Below are 17,329 nucleotides of genomic sequence, written 5' to 3' on the forward strand. Positions count from 1 at the left end.
CATGAATGTCGGGGAATACACTTTTTCAGCGTTCCGAATCGCGCAGACTGCCCCGCAGGATGAGGGGAAACCATGCGTAGCAAGCTGTTCGTGCCCGGCGCACGCCCGGAACTATTCGACAAGGCGATGGCCGGCCCGGCCGATGTCCTGTCATTCGATCTGGAGGACTCGGTCCCCGAGGCCGGCAAGGCCGCCGCCCGTGCGCAGGTGGCCGCGTTCCTCTCCCGGGCCGGGGTTGCCGACAGCGGCCGGCGGCTGATCGTGCGCAGCAACGGCATCGACAGTGCCCATTTCACCGGCGACGTGGCGGCGGTAGCGCTGCCGTCGGTCTGGCTGCTCAACATTCCCAAGGTCGAGTCCCTGGCGCAGGTGCGCGAAGCGGCCGCCGCGCTGGAACGCGCCGAGACCGGCAACGGCGTCACGCGTCCGATCGGCCTGCTGCTCAACATCGAGACGCCGCGTGGCCTGCGCCTGGCCGCCGAGCTCGCCGCCGCGCATCCGCGCGTGGCCGGCCTGCAGCTCGGGCTGGGCGATCTGTTCGCCCCGCACGGTATCGCCCGCACCGCCACCAATGTCCATGCCACCCTGTTCGCGCTGCGCATGGCGGCGGCCGAGGCCGGCGTGTTCGCCTGCGACGGCGCCTTCCCCGATATCGGCGACGACGAAGGTTTCCGCGCCGAGGCGGCGATGGCCCGCGAACTGGGCTTCATCGGCAAGAGCTGCATCCACCCGCGCCAGGTGAGCCTGGCCAACGAGGTTTTCGGCGTATCCGGCGCGGCGGTCGCCGAAGCCCGCCGCATCGTCGCCGCCGCCACGGTCGCGGCCGCCCAGGGACGGGGCGCGTTCCTGTTCGAGGGACGCATGATCGACCTGCCCTTCCTGCGTCGCGCCGAAGCACTGCTGGCCGCCGACGCCGGCCGCACGTCCCCCGCTGCCTGATCCCCCTGTCCTGCCGAGCCACGTCGATGCCAATACCCGCAGCTGTGCCCGCCTCCCCCCCGCCCCGACGCCTGCTGCGCGGCCTGCGCCTGTTCGCGGCAACGGCGCTGCTGGCGCTGGGTGGCACCGCAACGGCGGAAAACCTGAGCACCGTCGCGTCGGGAAATCTCGCGCCACTGCCGGCCGATGCCGCCGAGCCGCGGCTGCTGGCGATCGACGGCCGCGACGTCGCGCTGTCCGCCGGCAAGGCCTGGGCACTGAGCAGCGACGGCAAGGCATGGCAGCCGCTGGCGCTGGCGCCGGCCGGGGCCAGCACCGACATCCGCATGGCGGTCAATGCCGGTGGCCAGACCTGGCTGCTGCGCGGCACCGCCGACAGCAGCGACCGCCTGCAGGGCGTGCGCCTGCAGGGCGACACACTGGCGCTGGGGCGCACGCTCGCGCTGCCGGTGGCGCTCGACCAGGCGCAGGTCGCCGCGCTTGGCGACGTGCTGTACGTGGCCGGCGCCGGCACCGATGGCTCGATGCATCTCTACCGCCATGCGCTGGCGGCCGAGGCCGGCGGCTGGCAGGCGCAGCCGGTGTGGCCGGCCGACGGCCGGCTGGTGGCGCTGCAGGGCCAGAAGGGTGGCCTGTACGCGGTCGTCGGCGATGCGACCGGCGACGCGTTGTGGCGCTGGACCGTGGACCAGGGCTGGGAACAAGCGCCGGCTCCGGAAGGGCACATCCTGTCCGGCTCGCTGCGCGCGCTCGGCCAGGCACACCTGCTGATGCTGGTGCGCGATGCCGAAAAAGCCCGCCTGCGCACCTTCCATACCATCACCAGCGCCTGGGCCACGCTCGACGCACCGGACGCGCCGACGCCGCAGGCCATCGCCGCGCGCGGCAACGGCCTGCTCTGGACCGGCGCCGACGGCGGCGTGCACTACGCCGAGGTGCAGGGCGGCAAGCACCTGCTCGGCTGGCTGGACTGGAGCGTGATCGTCATCTACCTGGTCGGCATGATCGGCATCGGCGTGTACTTCTACCTGAAGGACCAGACCGCCTCGGAATCGGAGTTCTTCGTCGGCGGCCGCAGCATTCCGTTCTGGGCCGCGGGCATCAGCCTGTACGCCACCAACACCAGCTCGATCAGCTTCATCGCCATCCCGGCCAAGGCCTACGAGACCAACTGGCAGTACCTGACCAACAACCTGGTCGCGGTGCTGGGCCTGATGTTCGTGGCGGTGTGGATCGTGCCGCTGCTGCGGCGGCTGGACCTGATGAGCGTGTTCTCCTACCTGGAGACCCGCTTCCATCCGGCCATCCGCATGCTCGCCAGCGCGCTGGCCATCGCCATGCAGGTCGGCAGCCGGCTGAGCGTGATCCTGTTCCTGCCGGCGCTGGCGATCGCCACCATCACCGGCATCGACGTGGTCTGGAGCATCCTGATCATGGGCGTGTTCACCATCATCTACACGGTGATGGGCGGCATGCGCGCGGTGGTGTGGACCGACTTCGTGCAGGTGTTCGTGAAGATGGGCGGTGCGATCTTCGCCATCGGCTTCATCGTGTGGACGCTGGGCGCCGACTTCGACGGCATCCGCGAAGCAGCCATGGCCGAGCACAAGACCAAGCTGCTGGACTTCAGTTTCGACCTGACCAAGGCCACGGTGTGGGGCTTCATCTTCCTGGTCGTGTTCGACGTGGTGCTGACCTTCCCCAAGGACCAGGTGCTGATGCAGCGCACGCTGGCAACCAAGTCGGACAAAGAGGCCGGGCGCTCGATCTGGATCTTCGCCGCGATGATGATCCCCGGCGGCTTCATCTTCTACAGCATCGGCACCGCGCTGTGGATGTACTACAGGCACAACCCGGGCCGGCTGGACCCGCTGCTGCCGATCGACGCCACCTTCCCGCTGTTCATCGCCGCCGAACTGCCGCCAGGCGTGACCGGGCTGATCATCGCCGGCATCTTCGCCGCCGCCATGTCCACCCTGTCGAGCATCATCAACAGCGTGGCGACCCTGCTGTCGGTGGACTTCTACGACAAGCTGGCGAAGAACCCGAGCGAGCGCGGCAGCGTGCGCTTCGCCGAGATCATGACCGTGGTCGTCGGCCTGGCCGGCATGGGCCTGGCGCTGGTGCTCTCCCGCTACGACATCCACTCGCTGTTCGACGTCTCCATCGAACTGGCCGGCCTGCTCGGCGGCGGCTTCGCCGGTGCCTACACACTGGGCATGTTCACCCGCCGCGCCAACTCGCCGGGCGTGGCCATCGGCATCGCCGGCAGCATCGCGCTGACCCTGCTGGCGTGGTCGTTCAACCTGGTGCATCCGTACTTCTACCTGGGCATCTCGATCCTGCTGTGCATCGTGATCGGCTACCTCGCCAGCCTGTGCTTCCCGGCGCCGGCGCGCTCGCTCAAGGGCCTGACCATCTACCGGCAGGACGCCACATGAACGGCGGGCGCGCGACCATGACGTTGGTCGGATGCCGCGCGCCATGCCCTCCTGTAGCGTTGCCCCGGATCCAGAGGGCATAGCCGTGGAAACCCAGTTCCTCAACACGTTCGTCACCGTGGTCGACCGCGGTTCGATGGCTGCGGCGGCGCGTTCGCTGCACATCACGCCGGCCGCGGTCGCCCAGCAGATCCGCACGCTGGAGCGCGAGCTCGGTGCGCCGCTGATCGCGCGCGCCGGACGCACGGTCAGCGTCACCGCCGAGGGCGCGCGCATCCTGCAGCGCGCGCGCGACCTGCTGCGCGACGTGTCCGACCTGCGCAGCGTGGCCAACGAGAGCGGCATGGCCGGCGAACTGCGGCTGGGCGCCTGCCCGACCGCGCTGGCCGGGCTGGTGCCGGACATCCTGGCGCGGATGGTGGCCAAGTTCCCCGAGATCAACGTGTTCATCCGCCCCGGCTATTCGGCCGACCTGTACGGCGCGGTGGAAGCCGGCAACCTCGACGCGGCGATGGTGCTGCAGGCGCCGTTCTCGCTGCCCAAGACCTGCGACTGGCAGCTGCTGCGCGAGGAACCGATGGTGGTGCTGGCGCCGGCACGGCTGGCCGGGCGCGACCCGCACGACCTGCTGCGCGACGAACCGCTGATCCGCTACGACCGCCATGAGTGGGGCGGACGCCAGGCCGACGAATACCTGCGCCGCGTCGGCATCGTGCCGCGCGAGCGCTTCGAGCTCAACGCGCTCAACGCCATCGCGGTGATGGTGGACCGCGGCCTCGGCGTCTCGCTGGTGCCGGACTGGGCGCGACCGTGGCCGGAGGGCCTCTCGGTGGCGCGCCTTCCCTTGCCCGAGCCCTGCGAGCCGCGCCGCATCGGCATGGTCTGGTCGCGTTCGTCGGTGCGCATCCGCCAGGTCAACGCCCTGCTGGAAGAAAGCCGCGCGGAGCTGTTGCCCGGCCGCGCCTGAACGGTGCCGGCCGCCGATCGCCCTGCCTGCGATCGGCAACAAACCCTAGGCAATGAACATACGTATCCGCGCTTCTATCGTCATGAAGCCGCACCTAGTCTTCGCCCATGACCGGCCAATGCGTGGCCAGACTCCACAGAGAGTCGCCACCACGCCGGCACGGCGGGCGCGAGCCCGGATGTGTTTCCCGGCACGCGCGGCTCCCCGGTCGTCGATGTCGCAATCCACTTCGGGGGGAGAGAGAACCATGACCCATCCAATCAGCGCACGCAGCGGCGCCGCGGCCAGGACGCACCTGTCGATGGCCGTCGGCCTCGTGCTCGCCACGGCAAGCCTGTCGGCGGCCGCGCAGCAGGCGGCCACCCACGCGACCAACCAGGACGCGATCAACCTGGACAACGTGATCGTCACCGGCACGCGCGCCCCCAAGGCCGTGGACCGCATCCCCGGCGCGGTCAGCATCGTCAGCCTGCAGGAAGTGCAGAACTCGCTGAGCCTGACCGAGGACGCCACCGCGGTGCTCTCGCGCACCATCCCGGGCTACTCCGAATCCACCCAGGCGCTGACCAACTCCGGCGAAACCCTGCGCGGACGCATCGCGCTGCGCCTGTTCGACGGCATCCCGCAGACCTCGCCGCTGCGCGAGACCAACCGCGCCGGCAGCTTCACCGACCTGGGCGTGATCGGCCGCATCGAAGTGGTCAACGGCCCCTCGGCCGCCGAAGGCGTCGGCGCGGCCGGCGGCATCATCAACTACATTTCCAAGACTCCGGAAGAAGGCAGCCACACCAGCGTCAATACCCGCTGGAGCACCCAGGGCCGCGACGACAGCGACGGCTGGAAGGTCGGCCTGACCTTCGGCCACAAGGAAGACGCCTACGACCTGCTGCTGGCCACGTCCTTCGTCGACCGCGGCATGGCCTACGACGGCAAGGGCCGCAAGATCGGCATGCGCGGTTCGGGCACGATCAACGACTCCGAAGCCAAGAACCTGTTCCTCAAGCTGGGCACCAACTTCGGCGAAGCGGACATGCAGCGCCTGCAGGTGTCGGTCAGCCGCTTCAACCTGACCGGCAAGGGCAACTACACCGGCGTGATCGGCGACCGCGCCAACAACGTCACCTCGACCTCGGTGCACGGCACGCCGCTCGGCGCCAAGACCGAGTTCAACGACTTCAACCAGACCGCAGTGTCCTACAGCCACTCGGACTTCTTCGGCGGTACCCTGCTGGCCGATGCGTATCGCGCCGACCAGCACATGCGCTACCCCGCCGAAGACGGCGCCGACCGCCAGGATCCGCTGATCGCGCCGATCGGCACGCTGATCGACCAGTCCGAGGTCAATTCGGACAAGAAGGGCTTCCGCACCTCGTGGACCCGCGGCGGCCTGTTCAACGTGGACGGCCTGGAACTGCGCGTCGGCGTGGACCGGGTGAAGGACACCACCGACCAGCGCCTGGCGCTGACCAACCGCGTGTGGGTGCCGCCGATGGAGTACACCTCCACCGCGCCCTACACCCAGCTGAGCTGGGACATCGGCGACCTCACCCTGAGCGGTGGCGTGCGCCGCGAGAGCGGCGAGCTGCACGTGGACAGCTACACCACCACCTACTACAACAAGCGCGTGTTCGTCGAAGGCGGCACCCTGAAGTACCGCGAGACCCTGCCCAACGCCGGCCTGGTCTACCGTTTCACCGACACCCTGTCGGCCTATGCCTCGTACTCGGAGGGCTTCAGCCTGCCCAACGTCGGCATCCCGCTGCGCAACATCAACAAGCCCGGCTACAAGGTCGACGGCATCCTCGACCTGCAGCCGATCATCGTGGAGAACAAGGAAATCGGCTTCAACTGGCGCGGCGGCAACGCCTCGGCCAGCGCCTCGTACTACCGCAGCTATTCCGAACTCGGCGTCTCGCTGAGCACCGACCCGGTCACCGGCGACTTCGTCATGAACCGCGGCCCGGTGCGCATCAACGGCATCGAACTGACCGGCAGCTACGACTTCAGCAGCGACCTCAAGCTCAGCGCGCTGTACTCGCACATCGTCGGCAAGACCTGGTTCACCAGGAACGGGCCGCTGGACAAGCGCATGGGCGCCAACGACGTCAGCCCGGACAAGATCGGCATGAACCTGTTCTGGCGCTTCGCCCCGCAGGCCGACCTGAACCTGGGCGCGACCACCCTGCTCGCGCGCACCATCAACCAGGGCCGCAGCGGCGCCGAGCACACCTCCGGCCGCACCCTGCTGGACCTGAGCGTGAACTACGACACCGGCCGCTTCGGCAAGCTGACCCTCGGCCTGGAGAACCTGCTGAACAAGCAGTACATCCTGACCACCTCCGAGGCCAGCAACGCCAACGACGACTGGATGGCCGGACGCGGCCGGGTGATCTCGCTCTCGCACACCATCGCGTTCTGACCGCTCCATGGCGGCGCCCCGGCAACGGGCGCCGCCGGCTTTCGCCTGCCCGCGCCATCCTGCGGCCCGGGAAAGATGCGCATGACGAGAGGGGTACGCATCGGGCCATGTGCCGTCCTGCATGGCCGCCAATGGCGCCGGCCGCGACAACAGGCTGGGCGCCACCTGCCCGACAAGCGGCACCTCCAGGAGGCCAGGCGCGGCCGCATGCCCCCCCGAGCCCCCGCCCCTCCGGAAACGGCGCCACAGGCAAGGTTGGCGCCGTTTTCTTCTGCCTGGTACCCACCGGTGCCGTCATGCGATGCCAAAGGAAAGTTGCTTGTTGCGCTGCGGGAGAGAAGCCCCGCTTGCTTCAAGCAACAAAACCTCATGTCTGAAGCTAGGCCGCCCGCCTTCAATGCCTGCTCCGCCACTCCTAGGCTGGCTTCGCCAGGGGGCCGCATCGGGAGGGATGCGGCAGGCCAACGGAATATCCGAATGCCGCATCGCGCGGCTGCAGTCCAATTCGCTTCTTGTCCAGAACAACAACGAGATGAAGAACATGAAGAAGGTACCGGCGGGGTTGGGGGTATGGGTCCTGGCTGCGGCTGTCAGCAGCAGCGTGCAGGCCCAGCAGATGCAGGCGGCGGACAAGCAGGACAACAAGGCGACCGAGCTGGACCGGGTCATCGTCACCGGCGTGCGCGCGCCGAAGGCGGTGGACAAGATCCCCGGCGCGATCTCGATCATCACCCCGGAAGAGATCCGGCAGTCGCTGGTCATCACCGAGGACAACACCGCGGTGCTGGCGCGGACCATTCCCGGCTATGCGGAGTCGTCGCAGGCGATGACCAACTCCGGCGAGTCGCTGCGCGGGCGCATTCCGCTGCGTCTGTTCGACAGCATTCCGCAGGGTTCGCCGCTGCGCGAAGGCACCCGCAACGGCACGTTCACCGACATGGGCGTGATCGGCCGCATCGAGGTCATCAACGGCCCGTCCGCCGCCGAAGGCATCGGCGCCACCGGTGGCGTGATCAACTACATCTCCAAGGTTCCCGAGCAGACCGGCAGCGAGACCACGGTCAACGCCCGCTACCAGACCCAGTTCCGCGACGACAGCATGGGCTGGAAGCTGGGCCTGAGCCATGCCATCAAGCAGGACGACTACGACTTCCTGGCCAGCGCCTCGCAGCTGGAGCGCGGCATGGCCTACGACGCGAAGGGCCGCAGCATCGGCATGAATTCCAGCGGCTCGCTGGCCGACTCGAAGTCGCGCAATCTCTACCTCAAGGGCGGCTACAACTTCGGGCAGGACGGCGAGCAGCGCCTGCAGGCGACGTACAGCAACTTCAACATCGGCGGCAACGGCGACTACATCCAGCTGGTCGGCTGCAAGGGACCGCACGACTGGCCGCCCTGCGACACGCCGGTGCCGAACACATCGGTCAAGGGCCATATCGACGGCCAGCACGACGCGCTCAACAAGTTCATCCAGTACAGCCTGCAGTACACGCACAGCGATTTCTTCGGCGGCGCGCTGGACCTGGTCGGCTACCAGGCAAGACAGGGCATGCGCTTCCTGCCCGAGAACGGCGCCGACCGGCAGCTGGTCAAGCCGGCACCGGCCGACGACGCCGACCGCATCTTCGACCAGTCCGAGATCCAGTCGCGGAAGAAGGGCCTGCGCACCTCGTGGACGCGACCCGGCATCTTCGGCGCGGAGGGGCTGGAGCTGCATACCGGCGTGGACTTCGTGCAGGACGTGGCCGAACAGCGCCTGGTGATGACCGACCGCGTGTGGGTGCCGCCGATGGACTACCGGAGCGTCGCGCCCTATGCGCAGCTGTCCTGGGACGTCGGCCCGGTGACCTTCAGCGGCGGCCTGCGCCGCGAGAACGGCGAACTGGACGTCGACAGCTACACCACCGTGGCCTACCGCAACAGCGTGTTCGTCGAGGGCGGCACCCTGGACTACACCGCCAACCTGCCCAACTTCGGCGCGATCTGGCGCGTCACCGACCAGTTCTCGCTGTTCAGCGCCTACAGCAAGGGCTTCACCCTGCCGGACATCGGCATTCCGCTGCGCAATGTGAACTACACCGGCCAGTCGGTGAAGGGCATCCTCGACCTGCAGGCGATCATCGTCGACAACATCGACGTGGGCTTCAACTGGCGTGGTTCGCGCGGCGCGCTGAGCGGCAGCTGGTACCACTCCACGTCGGACTTCGGTGCCTCGCTGGAAGTGGATCCGCTGACCAGCGACTTCATCATGACCCGCGCCCCGACCGACATCAAAGGCATCGAGCTGACCGGCGAATTCCGCTTCAACGACAGCTTCAAGATCACCGGCCTGTACACGCACCTGCGCGGCTGGACCTCGTTCTGGGGCCCGGACCCGCAGGGCCGCTACGACGCCGGCCCGCTGAAGAAACCGCTGGGCATCTTCGACGCCACGCCGGACAAGATCAACGCGGCCCTGGTGTGGAAGCCGCTGCCCAACGTCGACGCCACGCTCGGCGCCAGCATGCTGCGCGACCGCCACCTGACCGGCTCGGCCGTGCGCGAGTACGACGGCGAGAAGTACAAGTACGACGAGAAGATCAACGGCTACACGCTGTGGGATCTGGGCGTGAACTATGATTCCGGGCGCTTCGGCACGTTCTCGCTGGGCGTGGACAACCTGTTCAACAAGTACTACATCCTCAGCGGCTCGCAGGGCGATGGCTGGCAGAACTACTGGGCCGGTCGCGGCCGCGTGGTATCGCTGAGCTATTCGTATACCTTCCGCTGATGCACGCAGGAGCGCCCGCCATGCGCAGATCCCCGATGCCCCCGCGCGCCGCGCATGCATGGCGGTACGGCGCGGCGCTCCTGCTCCTGCTGGGCTCGACACTGGCCCATGCCGACGACCGCTGGCAGCGGTTGGACGGCTTCCTGCAGGCCAGCACCGGTACCGGCAGGTTTCCCGGCGCGGTGGCCCTGGTCGAGCACCAGGGCCGCGTCGTCTTCCATGGCCGCTGGGGCCACGCCGACAGCGCCGGCCTGCGGCCGATGCGGGAAAACGACATCTTCCGCATCTATTCGATGACCAAACCGGTGACCTCGGCCGCCGTGTTGATGTTGATGGAGGAAGGCAAGCTCTCGCTGGACGACCCGGTGTCGCGCTACCTGCCCGCTTTCGCCGACCGCCAGGTGGTGATCGGCGGCGATCTGGAGCACCCGCAGCTCGCACCGGCGCCGCGCGCCATCACCCTGCGCCACCTGCTCACCCATACCAGCGGTTTCGCCGCGGCGTCGGATGCGCATCGCGTGGCGACCAAGCGGCTGACCGCCGCCGACGTCGACAGCGCCACCTCGCTGGCGGACGCGGCCGCCCGCCTGGCCACGCTGCCGTTGGCCGATCCGCCCGGCACGCACTTCCATTACGAGGGCAGCAACACCGAACTGCTGGCGCGGGTGGTGGAAGTGGTCAGCGGCCAGTCGTTCGCGCAGTTCCTGCAGCAGCGCATCTTCGACCCGCTGGCGATGCGCGATACCGGCTTCGAGGTGCCTGTCGCGCAGCGCGGGCGCGTGGTCGAGCTGCCGACCAGCAACGACGACGGCAGCCTGCGCGTGGCCGACACGGCCAGCGCGCGCAGCCCCGGCGTGCGCCTGAAGGGTTACGACAGCGGCGCTGGCGGCCTGTATTCCACCGCCGCCGATTACCTGAAATTCGCGCACATGCTGCTCGACGATGGTCGCGGCAACGGACAGCAGCTGCTGTCACGCAAGACCATCGATCTGATGATGAGCGACCAGCTCGGCGGTTTCGAGCCGGTGGTACCCGGCCAGGGACCCGGCGAGGGCTTCGGGCTGGGCGGTTATGTCGTCACCGATCCTGCCGCGCGCGGCAGGCTGGGCAGCGTCGGCCAGTTCGGCTGGTCCGGCGCCGCCTCGACCTACTTCACCATCGACCGCAAGGAACATCTGGTCGCGATCCTGATGCTGCAATACCTGCCCGGCGGCGACAGGCCGCTGGCGTCGCCTTCGACCCGCTTCTACAACCTCGTCTACCAGGCCATTCCATGAGTCGCACCGTCCTCGTCGCCGGCTCGGCCAACCTCGATTTCGTGGTGCGCGCCGCGCATGTACCGGCGCCAGGCGAGACCGTGCTCGGCCGTGGATTCCGCACCTTCCCCGGTGGCAAGGGCGCCAACCAGGCCGTGGCCTGCGCGCGGGCCGGTGGTGCCGGCACGCGCATGCTGCTGGCGGTGGGCGAGGACGATTTCGCCGGCCCCATCGAAGCCTCGCTGGTCGATGCCGGCGTGCAGCTGCACGTCGTGCGCGATGCGCAGCTGCCGACCGGCACCGCCTTCATCTGCCTGTCCGACGATGCCGAGAACGCCATCACCGTCGCCCCCGGCGCCAACATGGCGCTGCAGCCCGCGCACCTGCCGGCGCTGGATGGCGTGCAGTGGCTGCTGCTGCAGCTGGAGACGCCGCTGGACACCGTGCTCGCCCACGCGCGGGCCGCGCGCGCGGCCGGGGTCAAGGTGGCGCTCAACGCCGCGCCGGCGCAGGCGCTGCCGGCCGCGCTGCTGGCCGCGCTGGACCTGCTGATCGTCAACGAAGGCGAACTGGACATGGTTGCCGGCCATCCGCCGGACCTGGCCACCGGCCTGGCGCGACTGGACGTCCCCTGCGTGATCGTCACCCTCGGCGCGCGCGGCTGCCTGGCGCGCAGCGAAGGCCGCATCCTGCTGCAGCCGGCGTTCTCCATCGTTCCGGTCGATACCACCGCCGCCGGCGATACGTTCTGCGGCACGCTGGTGGCGGCGCTGGCGCACGGGCAGGCACTGCAGCAGGCGCTGCTCGCCGCCAGCGCCGCGTCCGCGCTGGCCTGCACACGGCTGGGCGCGCAGGCCAGCATCCCCGGCCACGCGGAGGTCGCCGCCCTGCTGGCCGATGCCGCGCGCGTTCCCGGCGCCGACGCCCATGCCGCGCTGGCGGCATGGTGCGCGCTCTGACCCTTTCTGTTTTCCGCTGGATGAATGCCATGACCACGCCGTACACCACGCCCGATTACGACAACGAAGCCACCGATCACGGGCGTGAGGCGATCACCACCGAGTACAGGTTCTCCCACGTCACCACCGGCCGCTATCTCCCCACGCCGGGCAAGGCGCCGGCCTGGCCGTTCGCCGACATCGGCAGCTGGATGATCGACGCCAACGCCAGCGCCGCCGACTGGCTGACCGAACTGAAGGACTGGCGCCGCGAGCACCTGGTGCGCATCGGCTACACCGACGCGAACTACCGTCGTCCCGAGCTGCAGTGGGCGCAGCGCAACTTCGTGCACGCGCAGATGATGGTCGAGGACCGCTACTTCTTCGACGTGGACACCGCGCAGTACACCGTGGACAGGTACCTGGACGACCTGGTCGGGCGCTTCGGCGGGCTGGACTCGGTGCTGATCTGGTACATCTACCCGAACATCGGCATCGACGACCGCAACCAGTTCGACCTGGCGCATACGCTGCCCGGCGGCATCGAGGGCCTGAAGGCCGCGGTACAGGCGTTCCAGAGGCGCGGCGTGCGCGTGTTCCTGCCGGCCAAGCCGTGGGACCACGGCACCCGCGACCCGGGCGTCACCCATTGGGACGGCATGGCCGGGATCATCAAGGCCACCGGCGCCGACGGCATCAACGGCGATACCTTCAACGGCGTGCCGCGCGCGTTCTTCGACGCCTGCGACGCCAACGGCAATCCGGTGGTGGTGCAGCCCGAGTCCACCATCAGCTCGGAAGAGCAGCTGATCTGGAACGTGCAGAGCTGGGGCAAGAAGGCCCCGGACGGCCCGGTGCCGCCGGTATCCAAGTGGAAGTGGCTGGAGCCGCGCCACATGGTCAACTACGAGAACCGCTGGGGCCGCAACCGCAACCACGACCTGCAGTACTGCTTCTTCAACGGCATCGGCTACAACGCCTGGGAGAACATCTGGGGCATCTGGAACCAGTTCACGCCGCGCGACGGCGAAACCCTGCGCCGTATCGCCGCCATCTACCGCCAGTTCCCGCAGCTGGTCGTGTCGATGGACTGGGAGCCGTACCAGGTCTGCTACCAGGGCGGCATCTTCGCCAGCCGGTTCCCGGGCGATGGCCTGTGCCTGCACACCTTCATCAACCGCAACGAGTACGCGGTCGATGGCGAGCAGATCGGTCTGCCGCACGTGGACGGCACGCGCTACTACGACGTATGGCATGGCACGGCGCTGTCGCCGGCGGTGCGCGATGGCGTGGCGGTGATCGAGCTGCCGATGGAAGCGCGCGGCTTCGGTGCGGTGCTGAGCGTGCGGCCGGGGGTCGCGCTCGACGGATTCGATGCGTTCATGGCCGAGGCCGCCAAACGCGCCGAACGGCCGCTCAACAGCCATTCCGGTGCATGGAAGGCGATCCCGCAGCAGCTGCGCGGGATCCCCGCCACTGCCCCGCAGGCGACCGCGCCGCAGGGCATGGTCACCATTCCCGCCGGCGAGTTCGTGTTCGCCGTGGGCGGCGTGGAGATCGAAGGCTTCAACTGGGCCGGCCAGGACGTGCAGTTCCCATGGGAAGACTGTCCGCGCCGCCACCACCGCAGGCGCATGCAGATGGCGTCCTTCCACATCGACCGCTTCCCGGTCACCAATGCGCAGTTCAAGGCGTTCATCGACGCCACCGGCTACCACCCGGCCGACGACATCAATTTCCTCGCCCATTGGGTGGACGGAGCGCCGCGCGCCGGCTGGGACAACAAGCCAGTGACGTGGGTGTCGCTGGAGGACGCGCGCGCCTACGCCGCCTGGGCCGGCAAGCGCCTGCCGCACGAATGGGAATGGCAGTACGCCGCGCAGGGCGACGATGGCCGGCTGTACCCGTGGGGCAACGAGTGGGACCAGACCCGCGTGCCGCGCGTGAACCGCGGCCGCCGCATCCTGCCGCCGGACGACGTCGACGCGCACCCGCGCGGCGCCAGCCCGTTCGGCGTGGAAGACCTCGTCGGCAACGTGTGGCAGTGGACCGACGAGTTCGTCGACGAGCACACCCGCGCGGCGATCCTGCGCGGCGGTTCCAGCTACCAGCCGCAGACCTCGCACTGGTACTTCCCGCAGGCCTGGCGCCTGGACCAGCACGGCAAGTACCTGCTGATGGCGCCGGCCAAGGACCGCAGCGGCATGCTCGGCTTCCGCTGCGTGGTGGACGCGACATGAGCGCGGCCATGGGTTGCGGCCAGCAGCTGGCCGCCCCCGCGGCGGTGCGGCTCGATGGCCTGTTCGGGCAGATGCTGGCCGCCAACCGCAGCGGCCGGCTGAGCCACTTCATCGTCGATGAAGACAGCCCGTCGATCAGCATCTTCGGCCAGGCGCACAAACGGCAGAACCAGGAGGGCGACTGGTACGGCGAGCACGCCGGCAAATGGCTGTCGGCCACCGCGCGCGCGGTCGCGCAGGGCGGGCAACCGCAGCTGGAAACCCATCTGCGCCGCGTCGCCGACTGGCTGATCAGCCAGCAGGACGCCGACGGCTACCTCGGCAACTACGCCGCCGACCGCCGCTTCACGGTGCCGCAGCCGCCAAAACCAGAGAGCTGGAACGGCGAACCGGCGCTGCGTACCTGGGACATCTGGACCCACAGCTACCTGATCCTGGGTTTCCTGGAGACCTGGCGTGCGCTGGGTGATGACCGCTACCTGCAGGCCGCGCGCCGCATCGCCGACCTGTGCTGGCAGGCGCTGGAAGCGGGCATCGACATCACCACGCTCGGCAACCACCACGGCATGTCGGCCACGGTGCTGCTGGACCCGGCCGCCGACCTGTACCTGGTCACCGGCGAGCCGCGCTACCTCGCCCTGGCCGAGACCATCCTGCAGCAGGCCAATGCCAATCCGCGCCTGGCCCTGCTCGACAAGGCGCTGGCCGGCGAGGACGCGGCCTTCATCGCCACCGGCAAGGCCTATCAGCTGTGCTGGAACCTGGTCGGCCTGGCCAAGCTGTACAAGGCCACCGGCAAGGACGACTACCGCGTCGCCGTCGACAGCCTGTGGCACAACATCCGCGACCGGCACCTCACCCTCGGCGGTGGCCCATGGGGCGGCGTGGCGCATCGTTCGCGCGAGGTGTTCAACGCCCCGCGCACGTTCTTCCCGCAGGCCTACGTGGAAACCTGCTCGGTGCTGGCGTGGATGCAGCTCAACCGCGAACTGCTGGCCATCACCGGCCATGCGCGTCATGCCGAGGAACTGGAGCGCACCGCGTACAACGACCTGCTGGCGGCGATGGCGCCCAATGGCGAGGACTGGTGCTACTACACCTTTCCCAACGGCAGGCGCGTGCACACCACGTACTGGCGCTGCTGCAAATCCTCCGGCGCGATGGCGGTGGAGGAACTGCCGCAGATCGCCTACGGCACCGCCGCCGACGGCAGCCTGCGGGTGAACCTGTACGGCGCCGGGCAGGCGACCCTGCACCACGCCGAGGCCGGCGCGGTGACGCTGCGGCAGCAGACGCGCTATCCGTTCGACGGCCAGGTCACGCTGCGGGTGCTGCCGGAAAACAGCGCCACCTTCGGCATCGGCCTGCGCATCCCGGCCTGGGCCGAGGACGCCCGCATCCAGGTCAACGGCGTCGACATGCCGGTGCAGGCCGGCGAAGACGGCTTCGTGCAGCTGCTGCGCCAATGGCAGGAAGGCGACATGGTCACCGTGGCCCTGCCGATGCGGCCGCAGCTGCAGCGCGCGGCCAACATCAACGTGCAGGAATCACGCGCGCCCGACGGTTCGCCGGTGGCGCAGGAAGTGCTGCGCTGGGAATACATCGGCCTCACCCATGGCCCGCTGGTCTATGCCACGGGGCTGATCGACGGCTACAGGACCGAGGAGACGGTGAAGCTGCCGGCCGGCGATCCATCGAAGTGGCTGCAGGTCGGCGAGGACCGCGGAGAAGGCGCGCCGGTGACGATGCGGCTGGAGTGCCGCGCGCCGCTGGTGTTCGAACCGTATTACCGCTGCGGCGGGCGCGAGGACGGCGCCTGGCGGTTGACCTGGCTGTCGCTGGCGCCGACGCAGTGAGGGCGCCGGCCCACGGCCCATTCGCCGCTTTAAGTCCTCGCTGAAAATACCCGCACGATATGTTTCTTCCCGGCGCCGCGGAGGAAACTGCAATCAAGGAATCGAGTGCACCCCATGTCAGGAAGCCATAGCCCCTCCCCCTTCGACATCGCCCGCCGCACCGGCGCCACCGGTCCGCTCAGCGGCGTGCGCGTGCTCGACCTGAGCGCCTACATCGCCGGCCCTTACGGCTGCACGCTGCTGGCCGACCAGGGTGCGGAAGTGATCAAGGTAGAGCCGCCGGTCGGCGACAACCTGCGCAAGTATCCCTCCACGCTGGAAGCGGAAAGCCGCGCCTTCCTCGGCGTCAACCGCTCCAAGCGCGGCGTGGTGCTGGACCTGAAACAGACCGACCAGCGCGCGGTGCTGATGCGGCTGGTACGCGAGGCCGACGTACTGGTGCACAACTTCCGCCCCGGCGTGCCGGCGCGGCTGGGCATCGACTTCGACAGCCTGCAGCGGCTCAACCCGCGGCTGGTGTACTGCGCGGTCAGCGGCTACGGCGAGGCCGGCCCGCTGCGCGACAAGGCCGGCTACGACCAGGTGCTGCAGACCATGACCGGCATGTGCGCGATGCAGGGCAAGCCCGGCGGCGCGCCGGAAATCCTCTATGGCTCGGTGGTGGATTACTACGCCGCCGCGCTGGTGGCCGCGGGCGTGTCCTCGGCGCTGTACGAGCGCGAGCGCAGCGGCGAGGGACAGTACGTGGGCGTGTCGCTGCTGCGCAGCGCGCTGACCATGCAGTCGGCGCGGATGATCTGGGCCGAGGGCGAGCCGGAAGCGGTAGGCCGCGACATGCGCTCGGGCGGCGTCACCGGCATCCACCCGACCGCCGACGGCTGGCTCTACATCTCGGCCAATACCCCGCATTTCTGGCAGGCACTGTGCGGGAAGACCGGACTGCCGGAACTGGCCACCGACCCGCGCTACGACACGGTGCGCAAGCGCGCCGAGCATTCTGACGAGCTGCTGGCGCGGCTGCATGCCGCGCTGGCCACGCGCAGCGCGCTGGAGTGGGAGGCGCTATTCGGCGAGGACGTGCCGTGCGCGGCCGCGCGCAAGGTCGAAGACATGTTCGAGCATCCGCAGGTGCTGGCCGAGGACATGATCGCCACGCTGCCGCACCCGCTGCTGGGCAGCTATCGCGGCATCGCCCGTCCCGTCGTGTTCGGCCGCACACCCGGCCCCCATCCGTTCGCCGCGCCGACGTTCGACCAGGACACGGCCGCCGTCGTCGCCAGCGTCGCCGAAGACGGCGCCACGCCCTGATCCGGGAACACGCAATGATCCAATCAAAGCTGGCCCAGCTGCGCGGACTGTCCGTCGTCGTCGCCGACACCGGCGATTACGACGCCATCAAGCGCCTGCGCCCCGTCGACTGCACCACCAACCCGACGCTGGTGAAGAAGGCGCTCGACCTGCCGGTCTACGCCGGGCTGATCGAGCGCGAGCTGGAATGGGGCC

11 protein-coding genes are annotated in these 17,329 nt (G+C 69.0%); all 11 read left to right on the top strand.

Annotated features, from left to right (window positions below; genetic code table 11):
• The first annotated feature begins 72 nt into the window (after nt 1-72).
• The gene (locus tag AC1DGW_RS12775) at nt 73-939 is read left to right on the top strand and encodes an HpcH/HpaI aldolase/citrate lyase family protein (RefSeq protein ID WP_478023493.1); all 867 of its coding nucleotides are present in this window, start codon (nt 73-75) and stop codon (nt 937-939) included.
• 44 nt (nt 940-983) lie between these two features.
• Nucleotides 984-3,380 carry a sodium:solute symporter family transporter gene (locus AC1DGW_RS12780; RefSeq protein ID WP_478023495.1) on the top strand — a complete coding sequence of 799 codons (2,397 nt, stop codon included), beginning with the start codon at nt 984-986 and terminating at the stop codon, nt 3,378-3,380.
• Between the two features lie 85 nt (nt 3,381-3,465).
• Nucleotides 3,466-4,347, top strand: coding sequence for a LysR family transcriptional regulator (locus AC1DGW_RS12785; protein WP_478023497.1), 882 nt, complete (start codon nt 3,466-3,468; stop codon nt 4,345-4,347).
• 247 nt (nt 4,348-4,594) lie between these two features.
• On the top strand, nt 4,595-6,766 hold the full coding sequence (locus AC1DGW_RS12790; protein ID WP_478023499.1) for a TonB-dependent receptor: 2,172 nt from the start codon (nt 4,595-4,597) through the stop codon (nt 6,764-6,766).
• 541 nt (nt 6,767-7,307) lie between these two features.
• Nucleotides 7,308-9,536 carry a TonB-dependent receptor gene (locus AC1DGW_RS12795; protein ID WP_478023501.1) on the top strand — a complete coding sequence of 743 codons (2,229 nt, stop codon included), beginning with the start codon at nt 7,308-7,310 and terminating at the stop codon, nt 9,534-9,536.
• Nucleotides 9,537-9,556: 20 nt separating this feature from the next.
• The gene (locus AC1DGW_RS12800; protein WP_478023503.1) at nt 9,557-10,813 is read left to right on the top strand and encodes a serine hydrolase domain-containing protein; all 1,257 of its coding nucleotides are present in this window, start codon (nt 9,557-9,559) and stop codon (nt 10,811-10,813) included.
• The gene (locus tag AC1DGW_RS12805; protein WP_478023505.1) at nt 10,810-11,751 is read left to right on the top strand and encodes a ribokinase; all 942 of its coding nucleotides are present in this window, start codon (nt 10,810-10,812) and stop codon (nt 11,749-11,751) included. Before AC1DGW_RS12800 ends, AC1DGW_RS12805 begins: the two co-directional genes overlap by 4 nt.
• A 29-nt stretch (nt 11,752-11,780) precedes the next feature.
• The gene (locus AC1DGW_RS12810; protein WP_478023507.1) at nt 11,781-13,970 is read left to right on the top strand and encodes a formylglycine-generating enzyme family protein; all 2,190 of its coding nucleotides are present in this window, start codon (nt 11,781-11,783) and stop codon (nt 13,968-13,970) included.
• Nucleotides 13,967-15,826 carry a glycoside hydrolase family 127 protein gene (locus tag AC1DGW_RS12815; protein ID WP_478023509.1) on the top strand — a complete coding sequence of 620 codons (1,860 nt, stop codon included), beginning with the start codon at nt 13,967-13,969 and terminating at the stop codon, nt 15,824-15,826. The genes AC1DGW_RS12810 and AC1DGW_RS12815 overlap by 4 nt, the downstream gene beginning before the upstream one ends.
• A gap of 114 nt (nt 15,827-15,940) precedes the next feature.
• The gene (locus AC1DGW_RS12820; RefSeq protein ID WP_478023511.1) at nt 15,941-17,134 is read left to right on the top strand and encodes a CaiB/BaiF CoA transferase family protein; all 1,194 of its coding nucleotides are present in this window, start codon (nt 15,941-15,943) and stop codon (nt 17,132-17,134) included.
• Between the two features lie 14 nt (nt 17,135-17,148).
• A partial coding sequence (locus AC1DGW_RS12825) for a transaldolase family protein (protein ID WP_478023513.1) occupies nt 17,149-17,329 on the top strand: 181 nt, incomplete at its 3' end.

The organism is Stenotrophomonas sp. 05N423 (assembly GCF_056397145.1).

What these genes read in the sequence shown, in the direction of transcription:
- AC1DGW_RS12775 (WP_478023493.1), top strand. Translation starts at nt 73, where the DNA reads ATGCGTAGCAAGCTGTTCGTGCCCGGCGCACGCCCGGAACTATTCGAC.
- AC1DGW_RS12790 (WP_478023499.1), top strand. Translation starts at nt 4,595, where the DNA reads ATGACCCATCCAATCAGCGCACGCAGCGGCGCCGCGGCCAGGACGCAC.
- AC1DGW_RS12795 (WP_478023501.1), top strand. Translation starts at nt 7,308, where the DNA reads ATGAAGAAGGTACCGGCGGGGTTGGGGGTATGGGTCCTGGCTGCGGCT.
- AC1DGW_RS12800 (WP_478023503.1), top strand. Translation starts at nt 9,557, where the DNA reads ATGCGCAGATCCCCGATGCCCCCGCGCGCCGCGCATGCATGGCGGTAC.
- AC1DGW_RS12805 (WP_478023505.1), top strand. Translation starts at nt 10,810, where the DNA reads ATGAGTCGCACCGTCCTCGTCGCCGGCTCGGCCAACCTCGATTTCGTG.
- AC1DGW_RS12810 (WP_478023507.1), top strand. Translation starts at nt 11,781, where the DNA reads ATGACCACGCCGTACACCACGCCCGATTACGACAACGAAGCCACCGAT.
- AC1DGW_RS12815 (WP_478023509.1), top strand. Translation starts at nt 13,967, where the DNA reads ATGAGCGCGGCCATGGGTTGCGGCCAGCAGCTGGCCGCCCCCGCGGCG.
- AC1DGW_RS12820 (WP_478023511.1), top strand. Translation starts at nt 15,941, where the DNA reads ATGTCAGGAAGCCATAGCCCCTCCCCCTTCGACATCGCCCGCCGCACC.